Origin of the sequence: Pseudomonas japonica, assembly GCF_900188455.1 — a bacterium.
GTDB lineage: Bacteria > Pseudomonadota > Gammaproteobacteria > Pseudomonadales > Pseudomonadaceae > Aquipseudomonas > Aquipseudomonas japonica.
The window spans coordinates 89945-111655 of sequence record NZ_FZOL01000005.1; the positions used below are offsets into that span (position 1 = coordinate 89945).

General features: G+C 64.7%; 22 protein-coding genes. 16 read left to right on the top strand and 6 right to left on the bottom strand.

The window, feature by feature from the left end; all coding sequences use genetic code 11:
- The first annotated feature begins 154 nt into the window (after positions 1–154).
- The 7 genes from cyoA to CHB99_RS08230 all read left to right on the top strand — a co-directional run bounded on the left by cyoA (position 155) and on the right by CHB99_RS08230 (position 7047).
- Positions 155–1111: a ubiquinol oxidase subunit II gene (cyoA, locus tag CHB99_RS08200; protein ID WP_042120903.1), complete on the top strand. Its 957-nt coding sequence runs from the start codon at positions 155–157 to the stop codon at positions 1109–1111.
- 3 nt (positions 1112–1114) lie between these two features.
- A complete protein-coding gene (cyoB, locus tag CHB99_RS08205; protein ID WP_042120902.1) occupies positions 1115–3133 on the top strand; it encodes a cytochrome o ubiquinol oxidase subunit I in 2019 nt (672 codons plus the stop codon).
- 3 nt (positions 3134–3136) lie between these two features.
- A complete protein-coding gene (gene cyoC, locus CHB99_RS08210; RefSeq protein ID WP_042120901.1) occupies positions 3137–3760 on the top strand; it encodes a cytochrome o ubiquinol oxidase subunit III in 624 nt (207 codons plus the stop codon).
- Positions 3761–4099, top strand: coding sequence for a cytochrome o ubiquinol oxidase subunit IV (gene cyoD, locus CHB99_RS08215; protein ID WP_042120900.1), 339 nt, complete (start codon positions 3761–3763; stop codon positions 4097–4099).
- Between the two features lie 11 nt (positions 4100–4110).
- A complete protein-coding gene (cyoE, locus tag CHB99_RS08220) occupies positions 4111–4998 on the top strand; it encodes a heme o synthase (protein WP_042120899.1) in 888 nt (295 codons plus the stop codon).
- A 283-nt stretch (positions 4999–5281) separates the two neighbouring features.
- Entirely contained in the window at positions 5282–6514 is a 1233-nt protein-coding gene (gene alaC, locus CHB99_RS08225; RefSeq protein WP_042120898.1) for an alanine transaminase, read from the top strand.
- Between the two features lie 173 nt (positions 6515–6687).
- Positions 6688–7047, top strand: a complete 360-nt coding sequence (locus tag CHB99_RS08230; RefSeq protein ID WP_042120897.1) for a YkgJ family cysteine cluster protein — start codon at positions 6688–6690, stop codon at positions 7045–7047.
- 15 nt (positions 7048–7062) lie between these two features.
- Here CHB99_RS08230 and CHB99_RS08235 read toward each other — a convergent pair whose 3' ends face one another.
- Positions 7063–7542 carry a DMT family transporter gene (locus tag CHB99_RS08235; RefSeq protein WP_042120896.1) on the bottom strand — a complete coding sequence of 160 codons (480 nt, stop codon included), beginning with the start codon at positions 7540–7542 and terminating at the stop codon, positions 7063–7065.
- Between the two features lie 95 nt (positions 7543–7637).
- Here CHB99_RS08235 and CHB99_RS08240 point away from each other — a divergent pair, with 95 nt between their 5' ends.
- The gene (locus CHB99_RS08240) at positions 7638–8549 is read left to right on the top strand and encodes a LysR family transcriptional regulator (protein WP_042120895.1); all 912 of its coding nucleotides are present in this window, start codon (positions 7638–7640) and stop codon (positions 8547–8549) included.
- 37 nt (positions 8550–8586) lie between these two features.
- Positions 8587–8958 (top strand): lysozyme inhibitor LprI family protein, encoded by a 372-nt coding sequence (locus CHB99_RS08245; protein ID WP_042120894.1) that lies wholly within the window; start codon positions 8587–8589, stop codon positions 8956–8958.
- Positions 8959–9045: 87 nt separating this feature from the next.
- Here the strand turns inward: CHB99_RS08245 and CHB99_RS08250 are convergent, their stop codons facing one another.
- Positions 9046–9432, bottom strand: coding sequence for an HPF/RaiA family ribosome-associated protein (locus tag CHB99_RS08250; protein ID WP_042120893.1), 387 nt, complete (start codon positions 9430–9432; stop codon positions 9046–9048).
- A gap of 246 nt (positions 9433–9678) precedes the next feature.
- Entirely contained in the window at positions 9679–12003 is a 2325-nt protein-coding gene (gene fecA / locus CHB99_RS08255) for a TonB-dependent Fe(3+) dicitrate receptor FecA (RefSeq protein ID WP_042120892.1), read from the bottom strand.
- 172 nt (positions 12004–12175) lie between these two features.
- Here fecA and CHB99_RS29495 point away from each other — a divergent pair, with 172 nt between their 5' ends.
- Complete coding sequence (locus CHB99_RS29495) at positions 12176–12568, top strand: hypothetical protein (protein WP_487379631.1); 393 nt, start codon at positions 12176–12178, stop codon at positions 12566–12568.
- On the opposite strand, the gene CHB99_RS08260 is transcribed toward CHB99_RS29495, so the two are convergent.
- A complete protein-coding gene (locus tag CHB99_RS08260; RefSeq protein WP_042120890.1) occupies positions 12494–13429 on the bottom strand; it encodes a FecR domain-containing protein in 936 nt (311 codons plus the stop codon). The two genes, CHB99_RS29495 and CHB99_RS08260, sit on opposite strands and share 75 nt — an antisense overlap.
- Positions 13426–13929, bottom strand: coding sequence for a sigma-70 family RNA polymerase sigma factor (locus tag CHB99_RS08265; protein WP_042120889.1), 504 nt, complete (start codon positions 13927–13929; stop codon positions 13426–13428). The genes CHB99_RS08260 and CHB99_RS08265 overlap by 4 nt, the downstream gene beginning before the upstream one ends.
- Before the next feature lie 169 nt (positions 13930–14098).
- Here CHB99_RS08265 and CHB99_RS08270 point away from each other — a divergent pair, with 169 nt between their 5' ends.
- The 6 genes from CHB99_RS08270 to CHB99_RS08295 all read left to right on the top strand — a co-directional run bounded on the left by CHB99_RS08270 (position 14099) and on the right by CHB99_RS08295 (position 20359).
- Positions 14099–14404 carry a DUF3649 domain-containing protein gene (locus CHB99_RS08270; RefSeq protein WP_042120888.1) on the top strand — a complete coding sequence of 102 codons (306 nt, stop codon included), beginning with the start codon at positions 14099–14101 and terminating at the stop codon, positions 14402–14404.
- Positions 14401–15981, top strand: coding sequence for a PepSY-associated TM helix domain-containing protein (locus CHB99_RS08275; protein ID WP_042120887.1), 1581 nt, complete (start codon positions 14401–14403; stop codon positions 15979–15981). The genes CHB99_RS08270 and CHB99_RS08275 overlap by 4 nt, the downstream gene beginning before the upstream one ends.
- Positions 15981–16307, top strand: coding sequence for a DUF3325 domain-containing protein (locus CHB99_RS08280; protein WP_042120886.1), 327 nt, complete (start codon positions 15981–15983; stop codon positions 16305–16307). The genes CHB99_RS08275 and CHB99_RS08280 overlap by 1 nt, the downstream gene beginning before the upstream one ends.
- A 4-nt stretch (positions 16308–16311) precedes the next feature.
- A complete protein-coding gene (locus CHB99_RS08285) occupies positions 16312–16878 on the top strand; it encodes an RNA polymerase sigma factor (protein ID WP_042120885.1) in 567 nt (188 codons plus the stop codon).
- Positions 16875–17849: a FecR family protein gene (locus CHB99_RS08290; protein WP_042120884.1), complete on the top strand. Its 975-nt coding sequence runs from the start codon at positions 16875–16877 to the stop codon at positions 17847–17849. The genes CHB99_RS08285 and CHB99_RS08290 overlap by 4 nt, the downstream gene beginning before the upstream one ends.
- A gap of 104 nt (positions 17850–17953) precedes the next feature.
- A complete protein-coding gene (locus CHB99_RS08295; protein ID WP_042120883.1) occupies positions 17954–20359 on the top strand; it encodes a TonB-dependent siderophore receptor in 2406 nt (801 codons plus the stop codon).
- A gap of 886 nt (positions 20360–21245) precedes the next feature.
- On the opposite strand, the gene CHB99_RS08300 is transcribed toward CHB99_RS08295, so the two are convergent.
- On the bottom strand, positions 21246–21689 hold the full coding sequence (locus CHB99_RS08300; RefSeq protein ID WP_084702457.1) for an REP-associated tyrosine transposase: 444 nt from the start codon (positions 21687–21689) through the stop codon (positions 21246–21248).
- Between the last annotated feature and the right edge of the window lie 22 nt (positions 21690–21711).

Consider the following 21711-nt stretch of genomic DNA (forward strand, 5'->3'; position numbering starts at 1 on the left):
AACAATAACCACGCACCACCCAAGGTTCATGCCGAGCAGCGTCGCTTCTCAAGGTATGACCTTATTCGCCCGTAAATGCTGACACTTGGCAGGACGAAGTGTTGGCGACCAAAACACAAATTGCATTGAAGCAAGCTGATCTAGAGGTCGTGAGATGAGTAAAAAGCGTTACCCCAGACTGTTTGGCATTCTGCCCTTTTTAGGCATGCTTTTACTCAGTGGGTGCAACTGGACCCTGCTCGACCCGAAGGGCCAGGTCGGCATTGAGCAAAAGAACCTGATCCTGATCGCCTTCGGCCTCATGTTGCTGGTGGTCGTTCCGGTCATCTTCATGACCCTGGCGTTCGCCTGGAAGTACCGTGCTTCCAACAAGGCTGCCAAGTACACCCCGGACTGGTCGCACTCGACCAAGATCGAAGTGGCGATCTGGACCATCCCGGTCCTGATCATCATCGCCCTGGGCGTCGTCACCTACAAAACCACCCATGAGCTGGACCCGTATCGTCCGCTGGTTTCCGATGTGAAGCCGGTGCAGATCGACGTGGTCGCCCTGGACTGGAAATGGCTGTTCATCTACCCGGAACAAGGTATCGCCACGGTCAACAAGATCGTCTTCCCGGCCAATACCCCGGTGAACTTCCGCGTGACCTCCGATGCGGTGATGAACTCGTTCTTCATCCCGGCGCTGGGCGGCCAGATCTACGCAATGGCCGGCATGACCACCAAGCTGCACCTGATCGCCAACGAAAACGGCGAGTTCGACGGCATCTCGGCGAACTACAGCGGTGCCGGCTTCACCGGTATGAAGTTCAAGGCAGTCGCCACCTCCCAGGCCGATTTCGAGGCGTGGGTGAACGAAGTCAAGCAATCGCCAAAACAGCTGGACACGGCTGAATACGAAGCCTTGGCCAAACCAAGCGAAAACAATCCAGTCGCGCTGTACAGCGTGGCGCCGGCCGACCAGTTCCAGACCATCGTCGACAAGTACGAAGGCATGAACCGCGGCAAGCCGGTGGTACACGAGAAGGCCGAGCACAAAGAAGCGGCGGCCACTACCGGTACCGAAGGGATGGACGTGAGTATGCATTCAGCTGCCGGGGCAGAGGAGTAAGAGATGTTCGGTAAATTAAGTCTGGACGCGGTCCCGTACCACGAGCCGATAGTCATGGTGACCCTCGCCATGATCGCGCTCGGCGGTATCGCGTTGTTCGCGGCAATCACCTATTTCAAGAAGTGGACCTACCTCTGGTCCGAGTGGCTGACCTCGGTCGACCACAAGAAGATCGGCGTGATGTACATCATCGTCGCCATGCTGATGCTGATCCGCGGCTTCGCCGACGCGATCATGATGCGTACCCAGCTCGCGGCCGCCACCGGCGGTGCCGAGGGCTACCTGCCGCCTGAACACTATGACCAGATCTTCACCGCTCACGGTGTGATCATGATCATCTTCATGGCGATGCCATTCTTCACCGGCCTGATGAACCTGGCGCTGCCGCTGCAGATCGGCGCCCGTGACGTGGCCTTCCCGTTCCTCAACTCCCTGAGCTTCTGGCTGCTGGTGTCCGGCGTCGCGCTGGTCAACATCTCCCTGGGCGTCGGCGAGTTCGCCAAGACCGGCTGGGTCGCGTACCCACCGCTGTCGGGTATCCAGTACAGCCCGGGTGTCGGCGTTGACTACTACATCTGGGCACTCCAGCTGTCCGGTCTGGGTACGACACTGACCGGCGTGAACTTCCTGGTGACCGTGCTGAAAATGCGCGCACCTGGCATGAAGCTGATGGACATGCCGATCTTCACCTGGACCTGCACCTGGGCCAACGTGCTGATCGTCGCTTCGTTCCCGATCCTGACCGCTGCACTGGCTCTGCTGACCGTTGACCGTTATCTGGACTTCCACATCTTCACCAACGAGCTTGGTGGGAACCCGATGATGTACGTCAACCTGTTCTGGGCCTGGGGTCACCCCGAGGTTTACATCCTGATCCTGCCGGCCTTCGGCGTGTTCTCGGAAGTCACCTCGACCTTCACCGGCAAGCGCCTGTTCGGTCACCACTCGATGATCTACGCATCGGGCGCGATCGCGGTACTGGGCTTCGCGGTATGGCTGCACCACTTCTTCACCATGGGCTCCGGCGCCAGCGTCAACACCTTCTTCGGTCTGGCGACGATGCTGATTTCGATCCCGACCGGCGTCAAACTGTTCAACTGGCTGTTCACCATCTACCAGGGCCGTCTGCGCTTCACCGCGCCAGTACTGTGGACCCTGGGCTTCATGGTCACCTTCTCCATCGGTGGCATGACCGGCGTTCTGCTGGCCGTTCCAGGTGCCGACTTCGTTCTGCACAACAGCCTGTTCGTGATCGCGCACTTCCATAACGTGATCATCGGCGGTGCGGTCTTCGGTTACATCGCGGGCTTCGCCTTCTGGTTCCCGAAAGCCTTCGGTTTCACCCTGAACGAGAAGTGGGGCAAAGCTGCCTTCTGGTTCTGGATCTCCGGCTTCTACGTGGCCTTCATGCCGCTGTACGCCCTGGGCTTCATGGGCATGACCCGTCGTCTGAACACCTCGGACAACCCGGCCTGGGAACCGTACCTGTACGTTGCCGTCGTCGGCGCCGTGCTGATTCTGTTCGGTATCGCTTGCCAGCTGATCCAGCTGTACGTCTCGATCCGCGACCGCAAGGACAACATGGACGTCACTGGCGACCCATGGGGCGGCCGTACCCTGGAATGGTCGACTTCGTCGCCACCTGCTTTCTACAACTTCGCCACCATGCCTGAGAAAGTCGGCCTGGATGCCTGGCACGAAGCCAAGGAAGCCGGCGTTGCGTACAAGGTTCCGGCCAAGTACGAAGCGATCCACATGCCGAACAACACCTCCACCGGTGTGTTCATGGGCCTGTTCCTGACCATCTTCGGTTTCGCCTTCATCTGGCACATCTGGTGGCTGGTGGGTGTGAGCCTGTTCGCTACCGTCGCAGTCTTCGTTCGCCACGCTGCGCGTGACGACCAGGGCTACATGGTTCCGGCCGAGGAAGTGGCGCGCATCGAAGGTGAGCGCATGAAAGCTCTGGGCCTGGCCACCGGTGCGCCTGTCGGTGCACGTGTCGAATCGTTTGAGCGGGTTTAATCAATGTCCAGTCATGTAATCAACGCAGGTGCTCATGGTCACGACCATGGGCACGACGATCACCATCACGACAGCAGCGAGATGACCGTCTTCGGTTTCTGGCTGTACCTGATGACCGACTGCATCCTGTTTGCGTCGATCTTCGCCACCTACGCGGTGCTGTCCGGCAACTTCGCCGGCGGCCCGTCGGGTCATGACATCTTCGAGCTGAACTACGTACTGGGCGAGACCGCGCTGCTGCTGTTCTCCAGTATCACCTTCGGTTTCGCCATGCTGCAGATGTACAAGGGCAACAAGGCCGGCGTACTCGGCTGGCTGGCTGTGACCTGGCTGCTCGGTGCCGGCTTCATCGGCATGGAAGTCAACGAGTTCCACCTGCTGATCAGCGAGGGCTTCGGTCCTAGCCGCAGCGGCTTCCTGTCGGGCTTCTTCGCCCTGGTCGGTACCCACGGTCTGCACGTGACCGCGGGTCTGATCTGGATGGCGATCCTGATGTATCAGATCAACAAGCACGGCATCACCAACACCCACAAGACCCGCATGAGCTGCCTGAGCCTGTTCTGGCACTTCCTGGACGTGGTCTGGATCTGCGTGTTCACCGTCGTGTACCTGATGGGAGTTCTGTAAATGGCTAACGCACACAACAGCCACGGCCACGAAGAAGCCAACCACGGCAGCGTCAAGTCGTACGCCATCGGCTTCATCCTGTCGGTGATCCTGACCGTCATTCCGTTCGGCCTGGTGATGTATCCGACCCTGCCGAAGGACATGACCCTGCTGATCATCGTCGCTTTCGCGGTGATCCAGATCGTCGTGCACCTGTACTACTTCCTGCACCTGGATGGCTCGAAGGCGGCACGCTCCAGCGTGACGTCGTTCCTGTTCACCGCGCTGGTGATCGCCCTGCTGGTCGGTCTGTCGCTGTGGATCATGTTCAGCATCCATACCAGCATGATGGCGAAGTGAGGTAAGGCGGCATGTCCCTTAAGCACTACATTCAAATCACCAAGCCGGGAATCATTTTCGGCAACGTGTTGTCGGTAGCGGGCGGGTTCTTCCTCGCCGCGCAAGGGCATGTCGACTTCATGCTGTTCCTCGCCACGGTGATCGGTACTTCGCTGGTGGTCGCCTCCGGTTGTGTCTTCAACAACTGGATCGACCGCGACATCGACGTGAAGATGGAGCGCACCAAGAACCGCGCGATGGTCCAGGGCGCGATCTCGTCGCCGGTGGCACTGGCCTACGCGACCCTGCTCGGGGTCGCCGGCTTCGGCCTGCTGTACTTCAAGGCCAATGCCCTGGCAGCGCTGTGCGGCCTGATCGGCTTCGTCATCTACGTCGGCTTCTACAGCCTGTACCTGAAGCGCAAGTCGGTGCACGGCACCCTGGTTGGCAGCCTGTCCGGTGCCATGCCTCCGGTGATCGGCTACTGCGCGGTGAGCGGCCAGTTCGACCTGGCTGCGCTGACCCTGCTGGTGATGTTCAGCCTGTGGCAGATGCCGCACTCCTATGCCATCGCGATCTTCCGCTTCAACGACTATCGCGCCGCGTCGATCCCGGTCCTGCCGGTCGAGCGTGGCGTGCAGGCGGCGAAGAAGCAGATCCTCTGGTACATCGTTGCGTTCATCGTCGCGACCCTGATGCTCACCGTCGGCGGCTACGCTGGCCTGGGCTACCTGGCCGTCGCGGCGGCCATGGGCCTGTACTGGCTGTACATGGCCTGGCGCGGCAACAAGGTGTCCGATGACCGCCTGTGGGCGCGCAAGGTGTTCGCGTTCTCCATCTTCACCATCACTGCCCTGAGCGTGATGATGTCGGTGGATACCCGCTCGCCTGCCGAAGTGCTGATGACCTACGTGCACTGAGTACGAACGGTTTGACGAAGACGCCCCGGAGCCGAGAGGTTCCGGGGCGTTTTTGTTTCTGCCTTTCGGGCCCCATCGCGGGCAACGCCCGCTCCCACAAGGTTTGGAGTCGCCGAAAACCTGTGGGAGCGGGCGTTGCCCGCGATGAGGCCAGCACAGACAAAAGCAGAGCCAGTAAATATCGCTTTACATCCATCCACACCCAGCCCTACATTCTCCCTCGGCCACCGCAGTGGCCAACGTCGCTCGGACGGTTCCGGGCGCTTACGTCTCCGAGGAAAGCATGGCCGACAGCAGCTCGCCGCGCCGTTTCGCGCGCATCGATCGTCTCCCCCCCTACGTCTTCAACATCACCGCCGAACTCAAGATGGCCGCGCGCCGTCGTGGCGAGGACATCATCGACCTGAGCATGGGCAACCCCGACGGGGCCACGCCGCCGCACATCGTCGAGAAGCTGGTGCAGGTCGCCCAGCGCGAAGACACCCACGGCTATTCCACTTCCCGAGGCATCCCCCGTCTGCGCCGCGCGATCTCGCGCTGGTATGAGGAGCGCTACAAGGTCGAGATCGACCCGGAAAGCGAAGCCATCGTCACCATCGGCTCCAAGGAAGGCCTGGCTCACCTGATGCTGGCAACCCTGGACCACGGCGACACGGTGCTGGTGCCCAACCCCAGCTATCCGATCCATATCTACGGCGCGGTCATCGCCGGTGCCCAGGTCCGTTCGGTACCGCTGGTTCCGGGCGTGGACTTCTTCACCGAGCTGGAGCGGGCCATCCGCGAATCCATTCCGAAACCGAAGATGATGATCCTCGGCTTCCCCTCGAACCCTACGTCGCAGTGCGTGGAGCTGGACTTCTTCGAGCGGGTGGTGGAACTGGCCAAGCAGTATGGCGTGCTGGTGATTCACGACCTGGCCTACGCCGATATCGTCTACGACGGCTGGAAAGCCCCGTCGATCATGCAGGTACCGGGAGCCAAGGACATCGCGGTGGAGTTCTTCACCCTGTCCAAGAGCTACAACATGGCCGGCTGGCGCATCGGTTTCATGGTCGGCAACCCGGAGCTGGTCAATGCCCTGGCGCGGATCAAGAGCTACCACGACTACGGTACCTTCACCCCGCTGCAGGTGGCGGCCATCGCCGCCCTGGAAGGCGACCAGCAGTGCGTGCGCGACATCGCCGAGCAGTACCGCCAGCGCCGCAACGTGCTGGTCAAGGGCCTGCACGAAATCGGCTGGATGGTCGACAACCCCAAGGCCTCGATGTACGTCTGGGCCAAGATCCCCGAGCAGTATGCGCACCTGGGCTCGCTGGAGTTCTCCAAGAAGCTGCTGGCCGAGGCCAAGGTCTGCGTATCGCCGGGCATCGGCTTCGGTGACTACGGCGACGACCACGTGCGCTTCGCCCTGATCGAGAACCAGGACCGGATCCGCCAGGCGGTTCGCGGCATCCGCCAGATGTTCCGCGCCGATGGCATCGAGCCGCCGAAAAGCCTGAAACCGGCCAAGGTGTAAGGCGCTGGCGAAAAGCCCGAAGCCCCCGTTGCATGGGCGCTTCGGGCTTTTTTCATTCCGCCGGTCGGACGCCGAACTTTCTTTTCTTCACCCCCTTCTCAACGGCGTGCCATTGCATAGAATTGGCGACGGGATCCTCCCCATAACGACAATTCTTCCCCCCTCCCGACACCATGTCCGATACCCATCCTTGCTTGACTTGCGGCGCCTGCTGCGCGCACTTCCGTGTCTCCTTCTTCTGGGGTGAATGCGCCTCGGCCGGGGGCTGCGTACCGGACGACCTGGTGGTGCAGATCACCCCGCACCGGGTGGCCATGATCGGCACCGACGCCAAGCCGGCGCGCTGCATTTCCCTGGACGGGGAGGTGGGCAAGGCTGTTGCCTGCAACATGTACGAGCAGCGCTCGACCCCTTGCCGCGAGTTCGAGGCGTCCTGGGAAAACGGCGAGCACAACCAGCGCTGCGACGATGCCCGCGCGGCCCATGGATTGCCGCCGCTGCAACCCTTCGAATTCGGCTCCACGGCGGCCTGAGCAGCCGGCCGGGATCTACCGGCTGGAGGTGGTGCCCCACTGCACCACCAGCATCCCCACCACGATCAACCCCACCCCCAGCAAGCGCGCCAGGTTCACCGGCCGCTCCGGCAGGCCCATCAGGCCCCACTGGTCGATCGCCAGCGACGACAGCACCTGCCCGGCGATCACGCAGACGATGAACCCCGCCGCCCCCAGCTTCGGCGTGAGGATCAGCGCCGCGGTGATATAGGCCACCCCGGCCACCCCGCCGAACCATGCCCACCACGGCGCATTGGCCAGCGCGGCGATGTGCGGCAGCGGCGCGCGCATCAGCCACAGCGCCGGCAGCACCAGCAGCACGCTCACCGACAATGACACCAGCGCCGCCCACAACGGATGACCGAGCAAACGGCCGAGCGCGGCATTGCTCCCGGCCTGGAACGGCACGGCGGCACCGGCGAGCAGGGCTACCAGCGGCAACAGCACGACGGCAGGGGCGAGATTCAGATTCATGGCGGACTCCTTGATACACAGGACAGGCATGAGGCAGTCTTGGTTATCCACACGCTGGATGGAAATTCGAATTCCGCACACAGGCTATTCGTCAAATGGATGATTTGCGCCGTATCGACCTCAACCTGCTGCTGACCCTGCACGCCCTGCTGGCCGAGCAGCATGTCTCCCGCGCGGCCTTGCGCCTGCACCGCAGCCAGCCGGCGGTGAGTCATGCCCTGGCGCAGTTGCGCGAGATCTTCGCCGACCCGCTGCTGGTGCGTCGCGGTGGTCGTCTGCAACCCACTGCCCGCGCCCTGGCCCTGGCGCAGCCGCTGCAGGAGGCGCTGCAACAGCTCGACGCCCTGCTCAGCAGTCCTGGCTTCGATCCGGCACGGGCGCGGCGCGGCTTTCGCCTGGCGATGTCCGACTATGGCGCGCGGGTGGTGTTGCCGCCGCTGATGCGCAGCTTGCGCGAGGAGGCGCCGGGCATCGACCTGGTGGTGACCCAGGGCAGCCGCGAGGCGATGCTCAGTCAGTTGATGGATGGTGAAGTCGACCTGGCCCTGGGCGTATTCCCCGACCTGGCCGTGCCGCTGTGTGCCGAGACCCTGTTCGAGGAAACCTTCGCCTGCCTCGCCGACCGCGATACCCTGCCGGCCCGTGGTGGCCTGGAGCTGGCCGAGTGGCTGGCGCGGCCCCATGTGCTGGTGGCGGTGCGTCCCGGGGCCGACAACGAGATCGACCTGGCGCTGGCGGCGCTGGGTGTGCAGCGCCGGGTGGCCCTCGCTCTGCCACACTGGACGGCGGCCACCGAAGTGCTCGCCGGCACCGATCTGCTGTTGACCGTGGCGCGCCGCAGCCTGTCGCGGCCACCTCGCCGGCTGCGCTGTTTTCCGCCGCCGCTGCCGATCCGCGCCTTCGCTTTCCAGCAGGCCTGGCACGAACGCCGCGAGGGCGATGCCGCGCATCGCTGGTTGCGCGGGCAAGTGATGCGTGCCTGCCTGCTGGAACCTGCTGTTTCATGAGTTACCCAACCCGTTCACCCCGACATGGAGTTTGCCGATGACCCCGCGAATCCTCGCCAGCGTCCTGGCCCTGCTGGGCGCCAGCCAGATGGCCCAGGCCGACAGCTACAGCCAGTGCATGCAGGGCGCCAATACCACGGTCGCCATGCGCGACTGCTCCGGTGCCGAGCTCAAGCGCCAGGACACCCGTCTGAACCAGACGTACAAGCAGGCCATGGCCAGCCTCGAAGCCGAACAGCAAGGCAAGCTGCGCGATGCACAGCGCCTGTGGGTCAAGTACCGCGATGCCAATTGCGGGATGTATTACGGGCTGACCGGCGGGACCATCGATCAGTTGAACGGGGCGGGGTGTGAGGTGGACATGACCAGGCAGCGGGCGGATGAGCTGGAGAAGTTGCAAAACCATTGAGTCCGCCGCTGGACTTCAGCGCAAATGAAAAGCCCCGGGTCCTTGGGTCCCGGGGCTTTTATCGTCTCGCTTACTGGTTTTGGTCTATCAGCCCAACCGCTCCAGGAATTCTTCTTGCAGCAGCGCGTCATTGGCACTGCCGACCTGCTCGGTCACCGCGCGCTTGCTGCGCAGCTTGCCATACAGGTGTTCCAGGGCGTTGTTCAGTTTCTGGGCTGCACCCTCGATCGCCTGCTCCAGCGAGGCGGCCTTGTGGGTAACGGAAATCGGTTGATGGCCTTTTGGGCGTGCCTCCATCTGGCAGCGTTTGTCGTGCGGGCCGGGTTTTTCGCCGTTCTCGTCCCGCAGATGCACTTCGATGCGGGTCAGGGAGTCGTCGTAGCGGTCGAGCGTGCTTTCCACTGTGCTGCGTACCCACTGCTCCAGACGGATGTTGCCTTGAATATGGTTGTCGCTATTGACCTGGATTTGCATGATTCCAATCCTTATTCAGCTAGCTCGCAAGAGGCCGATGAGGGGAGGGACCCCTGTGGAAATCATTGCCTCTTGACTACAAGGTCAGGCACTTCGCCGAACATTTCAACCCCCTAAAAAATAAAAAATTATTCTTTCAAACGGGCTGGGAAATCGGGTTAGGATCAGGGAGATAAGTGGTCAGGGTTGGGCCGCAACGCGGCCCATTCGCGAGCAAGCTCGCTCCCACAGGGGATTGTGCAATCCTCAGAACGCCACCGACGTCTGCAGATACACCGTCCGCGGTTCCCCCACGTACTTGCCCTTGTTGTTGTCGTCGAACGACCGGGTGAAGTACTCGCGATTGAAGAGGTTCCTCACCCCCACCGCTACGTTCAGGTTCGACAGCTGCGGCCCGAAGTCATACGCCGCGCGGCTGCTGAACAGCATGTAGCCGGGGATCCGCCCGGTGCTGCCGTCGGCGCTTTCCCGCGCGGTATTGGCGTTGTCGGCGAACTGGTCGCTCTGGTACGTGCTGTCCAGGTTCAGCTTCCACGGACCCTCGGTGTAACCGACACCCAGCGTGCCCTTGTGCCGCGACGAGAACGGCACGCGGTTGCCCTTGTTCGCGCCGTCCTCGCGGATGCTCGCGTCGACGAAGGCGTAGCTGGCGTACACGTCGAAACCGGCGAGCGCCGGGCTGACGTCGTCGAGGGCGTATTTCACGCTGGTCTCCAGTCCCTGGTGACGGGTTTCGCCGCGGGCGATCACGCTGTCGTTGGTCTGGTTGCTTTCGTACTGGTTGTCGAAGTTGATGAGGAACAGGCCGGCTTCTGCCTGCAAGTTGCCGTTATCGTAGCGGGTGCCGACTTCCCAGGTACGCGCCTTCTCCGGCTTCACTTCACCCTGGTCGACGCGGTTGGGCATCTGGCTGTACTGCACGCTGCCGAACGAGCCTTCGGTGTTGGCGTAGAGGTTCCAGCTGTCGCTCAGGTGGTACATCACGTTGAGCGCCGGCAGGGCGGTGTTGTAGCTGCCCTGATAGTCCTTGCCGGTGAGGTTGTTGTTCTGCCGCGAGTCGATCATCTCGTAGCGGATGCCCGGGGTGATGGTCCACTGGCCGATGTCGATGCGGTCGTCGAGGAACAGCGCGTGGGCCTCGGTGGCGCCACGGGTATCGCGGTCGTTGCGGCTCGCCGTGCTCGGCAGGCGGTTGGCGCTGACCGCTTCCATGAAGCGCAGCTCGTGCCCGGCCTCGTTGACGTAGCGGTAGCCGAGGCCGACCTCGTGGTGGCTCTCACCGAGGGCGAAGCCCTGGGTGAAGCGGGTCTCGATACCGCGCACCCAGTATTCCCGCGGCGACAGCGAGATCGAGCTGCCCTGGCGCAGGTAGCCGCTGCGCAGGGTCTTGGTGAAGAAGCTGTTGACGCTGAACTGGCGCTCGCCGTCCTTGTAGTCGTAGCCGGCGTTGATCATGGTGCGGCGGCCCCAGAACTCGTCGACCAGTCGTGTCGACTGGTAGGGATCGGCCTTGTAGTCGGCCACGCTCAGACCGCCGGGCATCTGCGCCTCGCCCTCGTAGTACTGGGCCATGGCGTGCAGGCTGTTGGCCTCGTCGATCTGGAACCTGCCCTTGAGGATCAGGTCGTCGATCTGCGTGTCGCTGTGCTCGCGCCAGTCGCCGCCGCGGGTGCCGGAGTACAGCAGGGCGCCGCCGAGGCCGTTGTCGGCGGTGCCGCCGGCGAGCAGGTTGGCGCTGCTCTTGAAGCCGTCATGGCTGGACGACGGGCTGGTCTGGGTCTGCAGGCCGGCCTTCACGGTGGGCTCGTCGGGAATCGCCCGGGTCACGAAGTTGACGATGCCGCCGACGTTCTGTGGCCCGTAGCGCACCGCGCCGCCACCGCGCACCACGTCCACCGCATCCATGTTGCCGAGGCTGATCGGGGCGAAGGACAGCTGCGGCTGGCCATAGGGCGCGAAGGGCACCGGAATGCCGTCCATCAGCACCGTGGAGCGCGAGGCCAGGCGCGGGTTGAGGCCGCGAATGCCGAAGTTCAGGGCCATGTCGTGGCTGCCGGTGCCGTTGTTCTCCGGGGCGTTGACGCCGGGGATGCGGTTGAGCACTTCCCGCGCGCTGCTGGCGCCGCTGCGTTCGAATTCCTCGCGACGGATCACATCGCGGGCACCGGGGTGCTCGAAGACGTTGTCCTGCTGTGCATCGCCGAGCCAGTCACCGACCACGCTGGAGGCGCCGAGCTCGATCGGTGCGCTGGCGACGTCGCTCACAGGTTGCAGGCTGAAGGCATTGTCGCCTTCGGCGCGGGCTTCCAGGCCGGTGCCTTGCAGCAGGGCGGCGAGCCCCTGGGCCGGGGTGAAATCGCCGCTCAGGCCGTGGCTCCGCAGGCCCTGGGTGATTTCCGAGGCGAAGGAGATCAGCACGCCGCTGTCGCGACCGAACTGGTTCAGGGCGCTTTCCAGTGACATCGGCGCGATCTGGTAGCTGCGTGCCGGGGCTTCGGCGGCGTGCAGCGGGGCGACGCTGGCGAGGGACAGCAGCAGGGCGAGGGCGAGCGGGCTCGGTCGGAAGGGCATTGCGGGATCCTTGAGAAGAGCGGGAGGGAAGGGTTCTGTCTTCTCTGTCACGCGAGGTTCGGAAAACGGCTCACCGTTTTGAGATTTATTTTTGGGGACCGCTTTGCGGTCCTTCGCGGGCAAGCCACGCTCCTACCGGAATCGCGTGATATCGGGTTTGCCGCGCAATCGCGTGATATCCGGTTTGCCACGCAATCGCGTGATATCGGGTTTGCCGCGCAATCGCGTGATATCCGGTTTGCCACGCAATCGCGTGATATCGGGTTTGCCGCGCAATCGCGTGATATCCGGTTTGCCACGCAATCGCGTGATATCGGGTTTGCCGCGCAATCGCGTGATATCCGGTTTGCCACGCAATTTCGTGATATCGGGTTTGCCGTGCAATCGCGTGATATCCGGTTTGCCGCGCAATTGCGTGATATCGGATTTGCCGCGCAATCCTCGTAGGAGCGTGGCTTGCCCGCGAAGGCCTGCGCAGCAGGCCCAGACATCAGGCGCGAGCTTCCACCGTCACCCAATACCGGGTAAACCGCCGCACCCTGACCGGCAAGGCCACCTCCAGTAGTTCCAGGATCCGCTCGCTGTCCGCCAGCGGATAACTGCCCGACACCCGCAACCTGGCCACCGCCGGGTCGCAGTTGAGCTGCCCGCGTCGATAGCGCCCCAGCTCTTCGAGGAACTCCGCCAGCGGCATGTGCGCCGCCACCAGCATGCCGTCGACCCAGGCGCCGCTGTTGGCGTCCAGCGGCCCGCGCACGCTCCAGCCGGCTTCGTCGAAACGTGCCTGCTGCTCACGCTCCAGCACCTCCCCGGCCAGGCTCGCGTGCCCCTGGAACACCGCCACGCCACTCTGCCGCGACCACTGGCGAACATTGAAACGCCCGGCGGACAGGTCCAGCAGGCCATCGCGGGTCAGCACCCGCAACGGCCGGCGATCCTCGGCCACGTCGAGCAACAGTTCGCCGTCGAGCAGGTGCACCAGGCGCTGCCCGGCATCGAAGCGCACATCGGCGGCGCTGGCGGTGTTCAGGTGCAACTGGCTGCCGTCGTCCAGGCGCAGTTGCCGGCGCTGCCCCAGCGGGCTGCGGTAGTCCGCCAGCAGCGGCGGCAGGCGGTCGCTGGCCTGCATGCCCAGCCCCGCGGCGCTGCCGGCACCGAGTATCAGCAGCAACTTCAGGGCGCGACGCCGGCTGGCCGAGGCGGATGCCTGCAGGGTGGCGTGGGCCAGCGGGGATGACAGGCCGTTCAGGCGCTGGTTGACCCGCTGGATGTGCGCCCAGGCCTGACGGTGCTCTTCGCTGGCCTGCAACCAGCGCTCCATCGCCAGTTGCTGACGCGGGTCGAGACTGCCGCCCTGCAGCTCGATCAGCCAGTGCACGGCCTGTTCGGCGACGCGGGGGGAGAATGCGCGGTTGTCGTGGTTCACAGGGCGAAGTAACAGCGCATGGCCGCCTTGTTCAGATGACGTTTCACCGTGGCCAGGGAGATGCCCAGTTGCGCGGCGATTTCGTTGTAGCTCAGGCCATCGACCTGGGCCAGCAGGAAGGCGCGCTTGACCTGGCTCGGCAGGCCATCGAGCAGGCGGTCCAGTTCCAGCAGGGTGTCGAAGATGATCGCCCGGTGTTCCTCCGACGGCGCCACGTCTTCCGGCAACTGTGCCAGGGCTTGCAGGTAGGCGCGCTCCAGCTCCTGGCGGCGGTAGTGGTTGAACAGCACGCGCTTGGCCACGGTGGTGAGGAAGGCGCGCGGCTCGTTCGGCGCCGGTGCCTCGCGGGCCTGCAGCAGACGCATGAAGGTGTCCTGGGCCAGGTCGGCGGCATTCTCCGGGCAGCCCAGACGCCGCCGCAGCCAGCCGGTGAGCCAGTGATGATGGTCGTGGTAGAGGCCTTCCAGCGAAGTCGAGAGAACGCGAGGGGCGCTGGGCACCTGAACACTCCGGCGCCGCGATGCGCAAAAGAATAAGAATTGTTCGCATTGTATGTGGGAAAAGCTCAGACCGGCAATCGGACAATGACCGCCGGTGTGTAAGACAGTTTTGCGTGTGAGAATCCTTATCATTTATATTGTCGGCCTTTTCCGCCGTGGACATTCCTTCATGAAGAGCAAAGCCGCCGGCCTGAACCTGAGTTACCGCCTGGCCGTGGCCTCGCGCTGCCTCGCGGCGTTGCTCGGTGGCTATCTGCTGGCGTCCATGGCCAGCGTCTGCCTGAGCCTGTTGCTGCCGCTGCCACGCCCCGAGGCGGTGCTCAGCGGCATGATGAGCTCGTTCCTGTTCTACCTCGGCGCTTTCCTCTGGGCGTTCGCCGCGCGCACCGCGGCCAGGGCCTGGCTGGGTATCCTGCTGCCGGCCGTGGTGCTGGCGGCGATCAATGGACTGACGTACTGGATGAACCAGCCATGAAAGAGGGTTTCCGCCAGGCGATGGCCTGGCTGCACACGTGGGCCGGACTGATTTTCGGCTGGTTGCTGTTCGCGATCTTCCTCACCGGGACGATGTCCTACTTCAAGCCCGAGATCACCCGCTGGAGTCAGCCGGAGATCCCCGTGCACGCGCTGGACACCGCCACCAGCCTGGACAGGGCCCAGGACTACCTGCAACGCCATGCCGCCGATGCGCCGAGCTGGTTCATCCAGTTGCCGGACGAACGCACCCCCGGCATCGGCGTCGGCTGGCGTGGCGGCGACGGTCCGCGCGGCTTCACCCGCAAGACCCTCGACGCCGCCACCGGCGAGGCAATCGAGGCCCGCGACACCCGTGGCGGGGACTTCTTCTACCGCTTCCACTTCCAGCTGGAGATGCCCCATCCCTGGGGCCGCTGGCTGGCGACCTTCGCCGCGCTGATGATGCTGGTCGGCCTGGTCACCGGGATCATCACCCACAAGAAGATCTTCAAGGAGTTCTTCACCTTCCGTCCCGGCAAGGGCCAGCGTTCCTGGCTCGACGGGCACAACGCGATCGGCGTGCTGGTGCTGCCGTTCCACCTGATGATCAGCTACAGCAGCCTGGTGATCTTCATGTACATGGTCATGCCGGCGAGCATCCTCGCCAGCTATGGCAGCGACGAGCAGGCGTTCTTCAACGACGTGTTCAGCCCGCGGCAGACCCTGCAGCCATCCGGTGAGAAGCAGCCGCTGCCGGCCTTGCCGCAGTTGTACGCGAAGGTCCTGGAGCAGGCGCCCGAGGCGAAGGTGATCTGGGTCGACGTGCAGCGCCCCGGCGATCGCAATGCCCAGGTGCTGTTCATCCCCGACGGCCATGAGCGCGTCGCCGTGCAGCGCGGCGCCGGCTGGCGCTACGACGCCGCCGACGACTCGCTGGCCTGGCGCGCGCGCGCCGAGCATGTGCCGGGGATCATCAGTGGCGGCTTCTATGGCCTGCACATGGCCTCGTTCGCCGGGCCACTGCTGCGCTGGCTGTACTTCTTCTTCGGCCTGGCCGGCACCGCGGTGATCGGCACCGGCCTGGTGCTGTGGCTCGGCAAGCGCCAGCTCAAGCATGCGAAAAGCGGCACCCAGCCATTCGAACTGCGTCTGGTCGAGGTGCTGAATATCGCCAGCATGAGCGGGCTGATCCTCGCCGTGGCCGGTTTCTTCTGGGCCAATCGCCTGCTGCCGGTAGCCTTGCAGGGGCGCGCCGACTGGGAGGTCAATGTGTTCTTCGGCGTCTGGCTGAGCGCGTTGCTGCATGCCGTGCTGCGACCGGGCCGACGCGCCTGGGGCGAGCAACTGGCCCTGGCGGCGCTGCTCTGGGCGGGGCTGCCGCTGCTCAACGCCCTGAGTACCGGGCAAGGCCTGCAGCATTCCCTGCGCGGCGGCGACTGGGCCATGGCCGGCTTCGACCTCACCGCCCTCGGCTGTGGCCTGTTCCTCGCCTGGAGCGCCGGCAAGATGTTCGGCGAGCCGACCCCGGCGCCCAAGCGCGTGCCACGGCCGGCCAAGGCCGCGCCCGCGCGCAACAGTGAAGCGGAGGCAGGCTGATGCTGGCGATCGCCCTGTTTGCCTTCGCGGGGTCCGCCGCGCTGTGCCTGGCCATGGACAAGCATTTCAACGAACTGCTCGGTCGCAAGGCGACGGCGGCGCAACTGCTCGGCCTGCGCGGCGCCGGCTGGCTGCTGCTGGCCCTCGCCCTGGGTGCGGCGGTTGAGCACGCGGGCTGGGCCGTGGGGCTGGCCGAGTTCTTCGGCATGTTCATGGCCGGCTTGTGCCTGTGGGTGTTCGTCCTGCCCTATCGACCGCGCTGGCTGCTCGGGCTGGCCCTGCTCAGCCTGCTGCTGGCGCCCTTTGCCGCGCTGGGGTTGATCTGAAGCGATGAACGAACCTTTCGATCCGCCACCCGCCGACACCCCGGCGCGGGCACGCTTCCTCCAGGTATTCCTGGCCCAGCGCGGGCGCATGGAAAGCCTGGTGAGCCGGCGGGTCGGTTGCCGGGCGACGGCGGCGGACCTGGTGCAGGACCTGTTCCTGCGCTTCTGGCGCCGGCCGCAGGTCGAGGTCGAAGCCCTGGACAGCTATCTGATGCGCTGCGCCGGCAATATCGCCATCGACCACCTGCGCAGCGAAGGTGCCCGCGAGCGGGTCACCGACAGCCTGGCCGAGCCGCTGCAGCCGTCGCTGGACAGCGAGCCGCAGGCCGCCCTCGAAGCCGACAGCGACCTGCGCCGGATCGAGGCGGCCCTGCGCCAGTTGCCCGAGCGCACCCGGCATATCTTCCTGCTCAACCGCATCCATGGGCGCACCTATGGCGAGATCGCCAAGGTCATGAACCTGTCCCAAAGTGCCGTGGAAAAACATATGATGCGTGCCCTCGAGGCCTGCAAGGCGAGTGTCGCCGTGGACCCCGAGCAATCCCGCAAGCCAGGAAGCGCGCCGCGATGAACGCCCCGACCAGCCCTGAACAGCAGCAGACCGCCCTCGACTGGCTGACCCGTATCAACGGCCAGCCGGCGCTGGCCGAGGGCGCGGCGTTCAAGCGCTGGCTGCTCAGCGATCCGGCGCACGGCCAGGCCTACCGCGAGGCGCAGCAACTGTGGCGGCTCAGCGAAGCGCCGGCCGCGCGCCTGGCCAGCGAGGAAGACCCGGCGCTGCAAGCCTACCTGCGCGCCATGCAGCGTCCGGCCGCGTCGTCCTGGCGCAGGCTGGGCAGCCTGGCGGCCGCCGCCTCGGTGCTGCTGATGCTCGCTCTCGGTGCCGGCTGGCATCCGGCGGACTGGCTGCGTGACTTCGCTGCCGACCATGTGGCGGCGGTGGGGCAGGTCCGTGACGTGACCCTGGCCGACGGCTCGCAACTGACGCTGGATGCCGACAGCGCCATCAGCGTCGATTTCAGCAACGGCCAGCGGCGCATCGAGGTGCAGCGTGGCGCGGTGTTCTTCCAGGTCGCGCACACCGGCCAGCCGTTCATCGTCGAGGCCGACGGTGGACGCACCGAGGTGCTGGGGACGAAGTTCGAGGTGCGTCGGCAGGACGGCGGGGTGGACGTCACCGTGCTGTCCGGGCGGGTCGCGGTCAGCGCCGGCGAAGGCCAGCCGCCGCAGATCCTCGGCGCCAACCAGCAGGTGGACTACCGCGACGGCAGCGCCGGCGGCGTGCACGGTGTCGACAGCGAAAGCCGCCTGGCCTGGCGCCAGGGCTGGCTGAACTACTACCAGGTGCCGCTGCGCCAGGTGGTCGACGACCTGGCCCGCTATTACCCGGGGCGGATCCTGCTGCTCGACGGCGACCTCGGCGCGCGCAAGGTCAGTGGCAGCTTCCCCGGCAACGATCCGCTGGCGGCGCTCGACGCCCTTGGCGCGGTGGCCGGATTCCAGCGCCACACCCTGCTTGGCCGGGTCACGTTGCTGCGCTGAAAAAAAATTCGCAAAAGGGGTGAGGTACTTCGCGACGGCATCCGTGTAGTGAGTGGAAGTGCGATCTATTCGCATTAATAAGGTTCTCTCACAGGTTCATCGGCATGCGTGCAAGGTCGGCGGTGGTTCACAGTCTTTCAATCGGTATGGCAGCGGGCCTGATGGCCGTCGGGGTGGTGCCGACGCATGCCGCGGAGCAGATCGAGCAGGTCTATGCCTTCGACCTCGCGGCCAAGCCGCTGCCTCAGGCGCTGAGCGATTTCAGCCGGATCACCGGCCTCAGCGTGGTCTACACCGTCGACCTGCCGAGCCTGCCGGCACCGGCGCTGAGCGGCCGGCTCAGTGCCGAGCAGGCGTTGCAGCGCCTGCTGCAGAACTCCGGCTTCGGCTATCGTCGCCTCAACGCCCGCACCCTGACTCTTGAACCAGTGGCCCGCGATGCCGGTACCCTGAGCCTCGACGCTACCAGCGTCACCGCGCAGGCGAACGGCGTCGGCAGCTACAGCCAGCCGCAGAGCACCTCGATCATGCGTGGCTCGGCATCGAGCATGGACATCCCCCAGGCGATCAACGTGGTGCCCGAGCAGGTGCTCAAGGACCAGGCCCCGCGCAACCTCGACGATGCCCTGTACAACGTCAGCGGCATCACCCAGGGCAACAACTTCGGCGGTACCTCCGACACCGTGATGAAGCGCGGCTTCGGCGACAACCGTGACGGTTCGATCATGCGCGACGGCATGCCCATCGTGCAGGGCCGCAGCCTCAACGCCACCACCGAGCGGGTTGAAGTGCTCAAGGGCCCGGCCTCGCTGCTGTACGGCATCCAGGACCCGGGCGGGGTGATCAACGTGGTCAGCAAGCGCCCGCAACTGCAGGGCTACAACGCCCTCAACCTGCGCGGCTCGACCTATGGCTCGGGCAAGAACGGCAGCGGCGGCGGCCTCGACAGCACCGGCGCGCTGGGCGACAGCGGCCTGGCCTATCGCCTGGTGCTGGACCACGAGGACGAAGACTACTGGCGCAACTACGGTGTGCACCGCGAATCGCTGGTGGCGCCGTCGCTGGCCTGGTACGGCGAGAACACCCAGGTGCAGTTGGCTTACGAACACCGCGAGTTCGTCTACCCGTTCGACCGCGGCACCGCCATCGACCCGAACACCAACCGGCCGCTGCACATTCCCGCCGAACGCCGCCTGGACGAGCCGTTCAACGACATGGAAGGGCGTTCGGACCTGTATCGCCTGGAGATCGATCACCAGTTCAACGACGACTGGAAGGCCCACTTCGGCTACAGCTGGAACCGCGAGACCTACGATGCCAGCCAGGTGCGGGTGACCGGGGTCAACGCCAGCCGTGGCACCCTGACCCGCAGCATCGACGGCACCCACGGCTCGCTCAGCAGCGACCGCTTCGCCACCCTGAGCTTCGACGGCAAGGTGCAGATCGCCGGGTTGCGCAACGACCTGCTGTTCGGCGTCGACAGCGAATACCGCAAGATCTACCGCTCGGACCTGATCCGCCAGGCGTCGCGCAGCACCTTCAGCTACCTCAACCCGGTGTATGGCCGCGAAGTCGAGGGCAGCACCGTGCGTGCCAGCGACAGCGCGCAGACCGACAAGCTGCGCAACGACGCGCTGTTCTTCCAGGACTCGCTGCACCTGGACGATCACTGGATCCTGGTGGCCGGCGCGCGCTGGCAGACCTACGACCAGTACGCCGGGCGCGGACGGCCTTTCAAGGCCAACACCGACAACAACGACCAGGCCTGGGTGCCGCATGCCGGGGTGGTCTACAAGGTCGACGACACCTTGTCGCTGTACGGCAGCTACAGCGAATCGTTCAAGCCCAACTCCAGCATCGCGCCGCTGACCGGTGGCCTGGTGCTCGACTCGGCGATCGCGCCGGAGGAGGGCAAGTCCTGGGAGGTCGGCGCCAAGCTGGACCTGCCGGAATCCCTCAGCGCCACGGTGGCGCTGTTCGATATCACCAAGCGCAATGTGCTGGTGTCCAACTTCGATACCGCGACTGGCGACACCGTCTACAGCGCGGCGGGGGAGGTGAAGTCCCGCGGGCTGGAAGTGGACGTGAGCGGACCGTTGAGCGAGCGCTGGAGCCTGATGGGCAGCTATGCCTACACCGATGCGGAAGTGACCAAGGACCCGGACTACCAAGGCAATCGCCTGCAGAACGTGGCGAAGCACAGTGGATCGTTGTCGGCGGTGTACGACGTCGGTGCGGTCTTCGGCGGCGACCGCCTGCGGCTGGGCGCGGGGGCGCGCTATGTGGGCGAGCGGGCGGGCAACCCGGTCAACGATTTCGACCTGCCGCCGTACACCGTGGCGGATGCCTTCGCCAGTTATGAAACGAAGCTGGACGCGCACAAGGTGCGCTTTCAGTTGAACGTGAAGAACCTGTTCGACAAGACCTACTACACCTCGGCGGTGAACCGCTACTTCGTGGCGATGGGGGATGCGCGGCAGGTGAGCCTGTCGAGTACGTTGGAGTTCTGAGGCGGGCCGTAGGCGCTGGCTTGTCGTGTGACGAACCACTGCGAAGGAGCGCAAAGCGGTCCCGGTTCCCGATCTGAAACCATGTCGGCGGTAGCAATCTTGCGGCCGCTGCGCGCCCGTTTCGCGGGCAAGCCGCGCTCCTACGGTGGCGGGGTGAAGCGGTCGATTGTCGTAGGAGCTGGCTTGCCTGCGAAGGACCGCAAAGCGGTCCCGGTTCCCGATCTGAGACCGTGCCGGCGGTAGCAATCTTGCGGCCGCTACGCGCCCGTTTCGCGGGCAAGCCGCGCTCCTACGGTGAGAGATGCTTTTGTAGGAGCTGGCTTGCCTGCGAAGGACCGCAAAGCGGTCCCGGTTCCCGATCTGAGACCATGCCGGCGGTAGCAATCTTGCGGCCGCTGCGCGCCCGTTTCGCGGGCAAGCCGCGCTCCTACGGTGAGACTGACGCGATCTGCTTTTGTAGGAGCTGGCTTGCCTGCGAAGGACCGCAAAGCGGTCCCGGTTCCCGATCTGAAGTCATGTCGGCGGTAGCAATCTTACGGCCGCTACGCGCCCGTTTCGCGGGCAAGCCGCGCTCCTACGGTGGCGGGGTGAAGCGGCCGATTGTCGTAGGAGCTGGCTTGTCGTGTGACGAACCACTGCGAAGGACCGCAAAGCGGTCCCGGTTCCCGATGTGAAGCCATGCCGGCGGCAGCAATCCTGCGGCCGCTGTGCGCCCGTTTCGCGGGCAAGCCGCGCTCCTACGGTGGCGGGGTGAAGCGGCCGATTGTCGTAGGAGCTGGCTTGCCTGCGAAGGACCGCAAAGCGGTCCCGGTTCCCGATCTTAAGCCATGCCAGCGGCAGCAATCTTGCGGCCGCTACGCGCCCGTTTCGCGGGCAAGCCGCGCTCCTACAACCAAACCGCGTCCCAATGCGAATAATCTCTCGCCCGGGCAACCAGACCTGCACGCACTGGATTGGTAATGATGTACCGCGCCACTTCACGGACATCCTCCTCTCGGCGCAATGCGTGGTCGTGAAACCCTTCCTGCCAACACTGCCCCTTACGCTGAAGCACCCGATTGATCCCGAGTGCACTACGAGATTTGAAGCGCCGCATCAGCGCCCCCAGGGTCCCCTCATGCAGATCCACCAGCCAATGGATATGGTCCGGCATTACCACCCAGGCCAGCGAACTGGCGTGCCCCTCTTCTTGAGCAAGACGGAACTGGCCAACGATCAGTCGAGCCAGTTTCAAATCATGGAAAAGAGGTTCTCGGTCCCGGACAACACTGGTGAGCAGGTAAAGTCGGCCGGTTTCGGAAAACCGGCCACGACGCAGGCGATCAGACATTGGGGTTCTTCCTTGAAAGTCG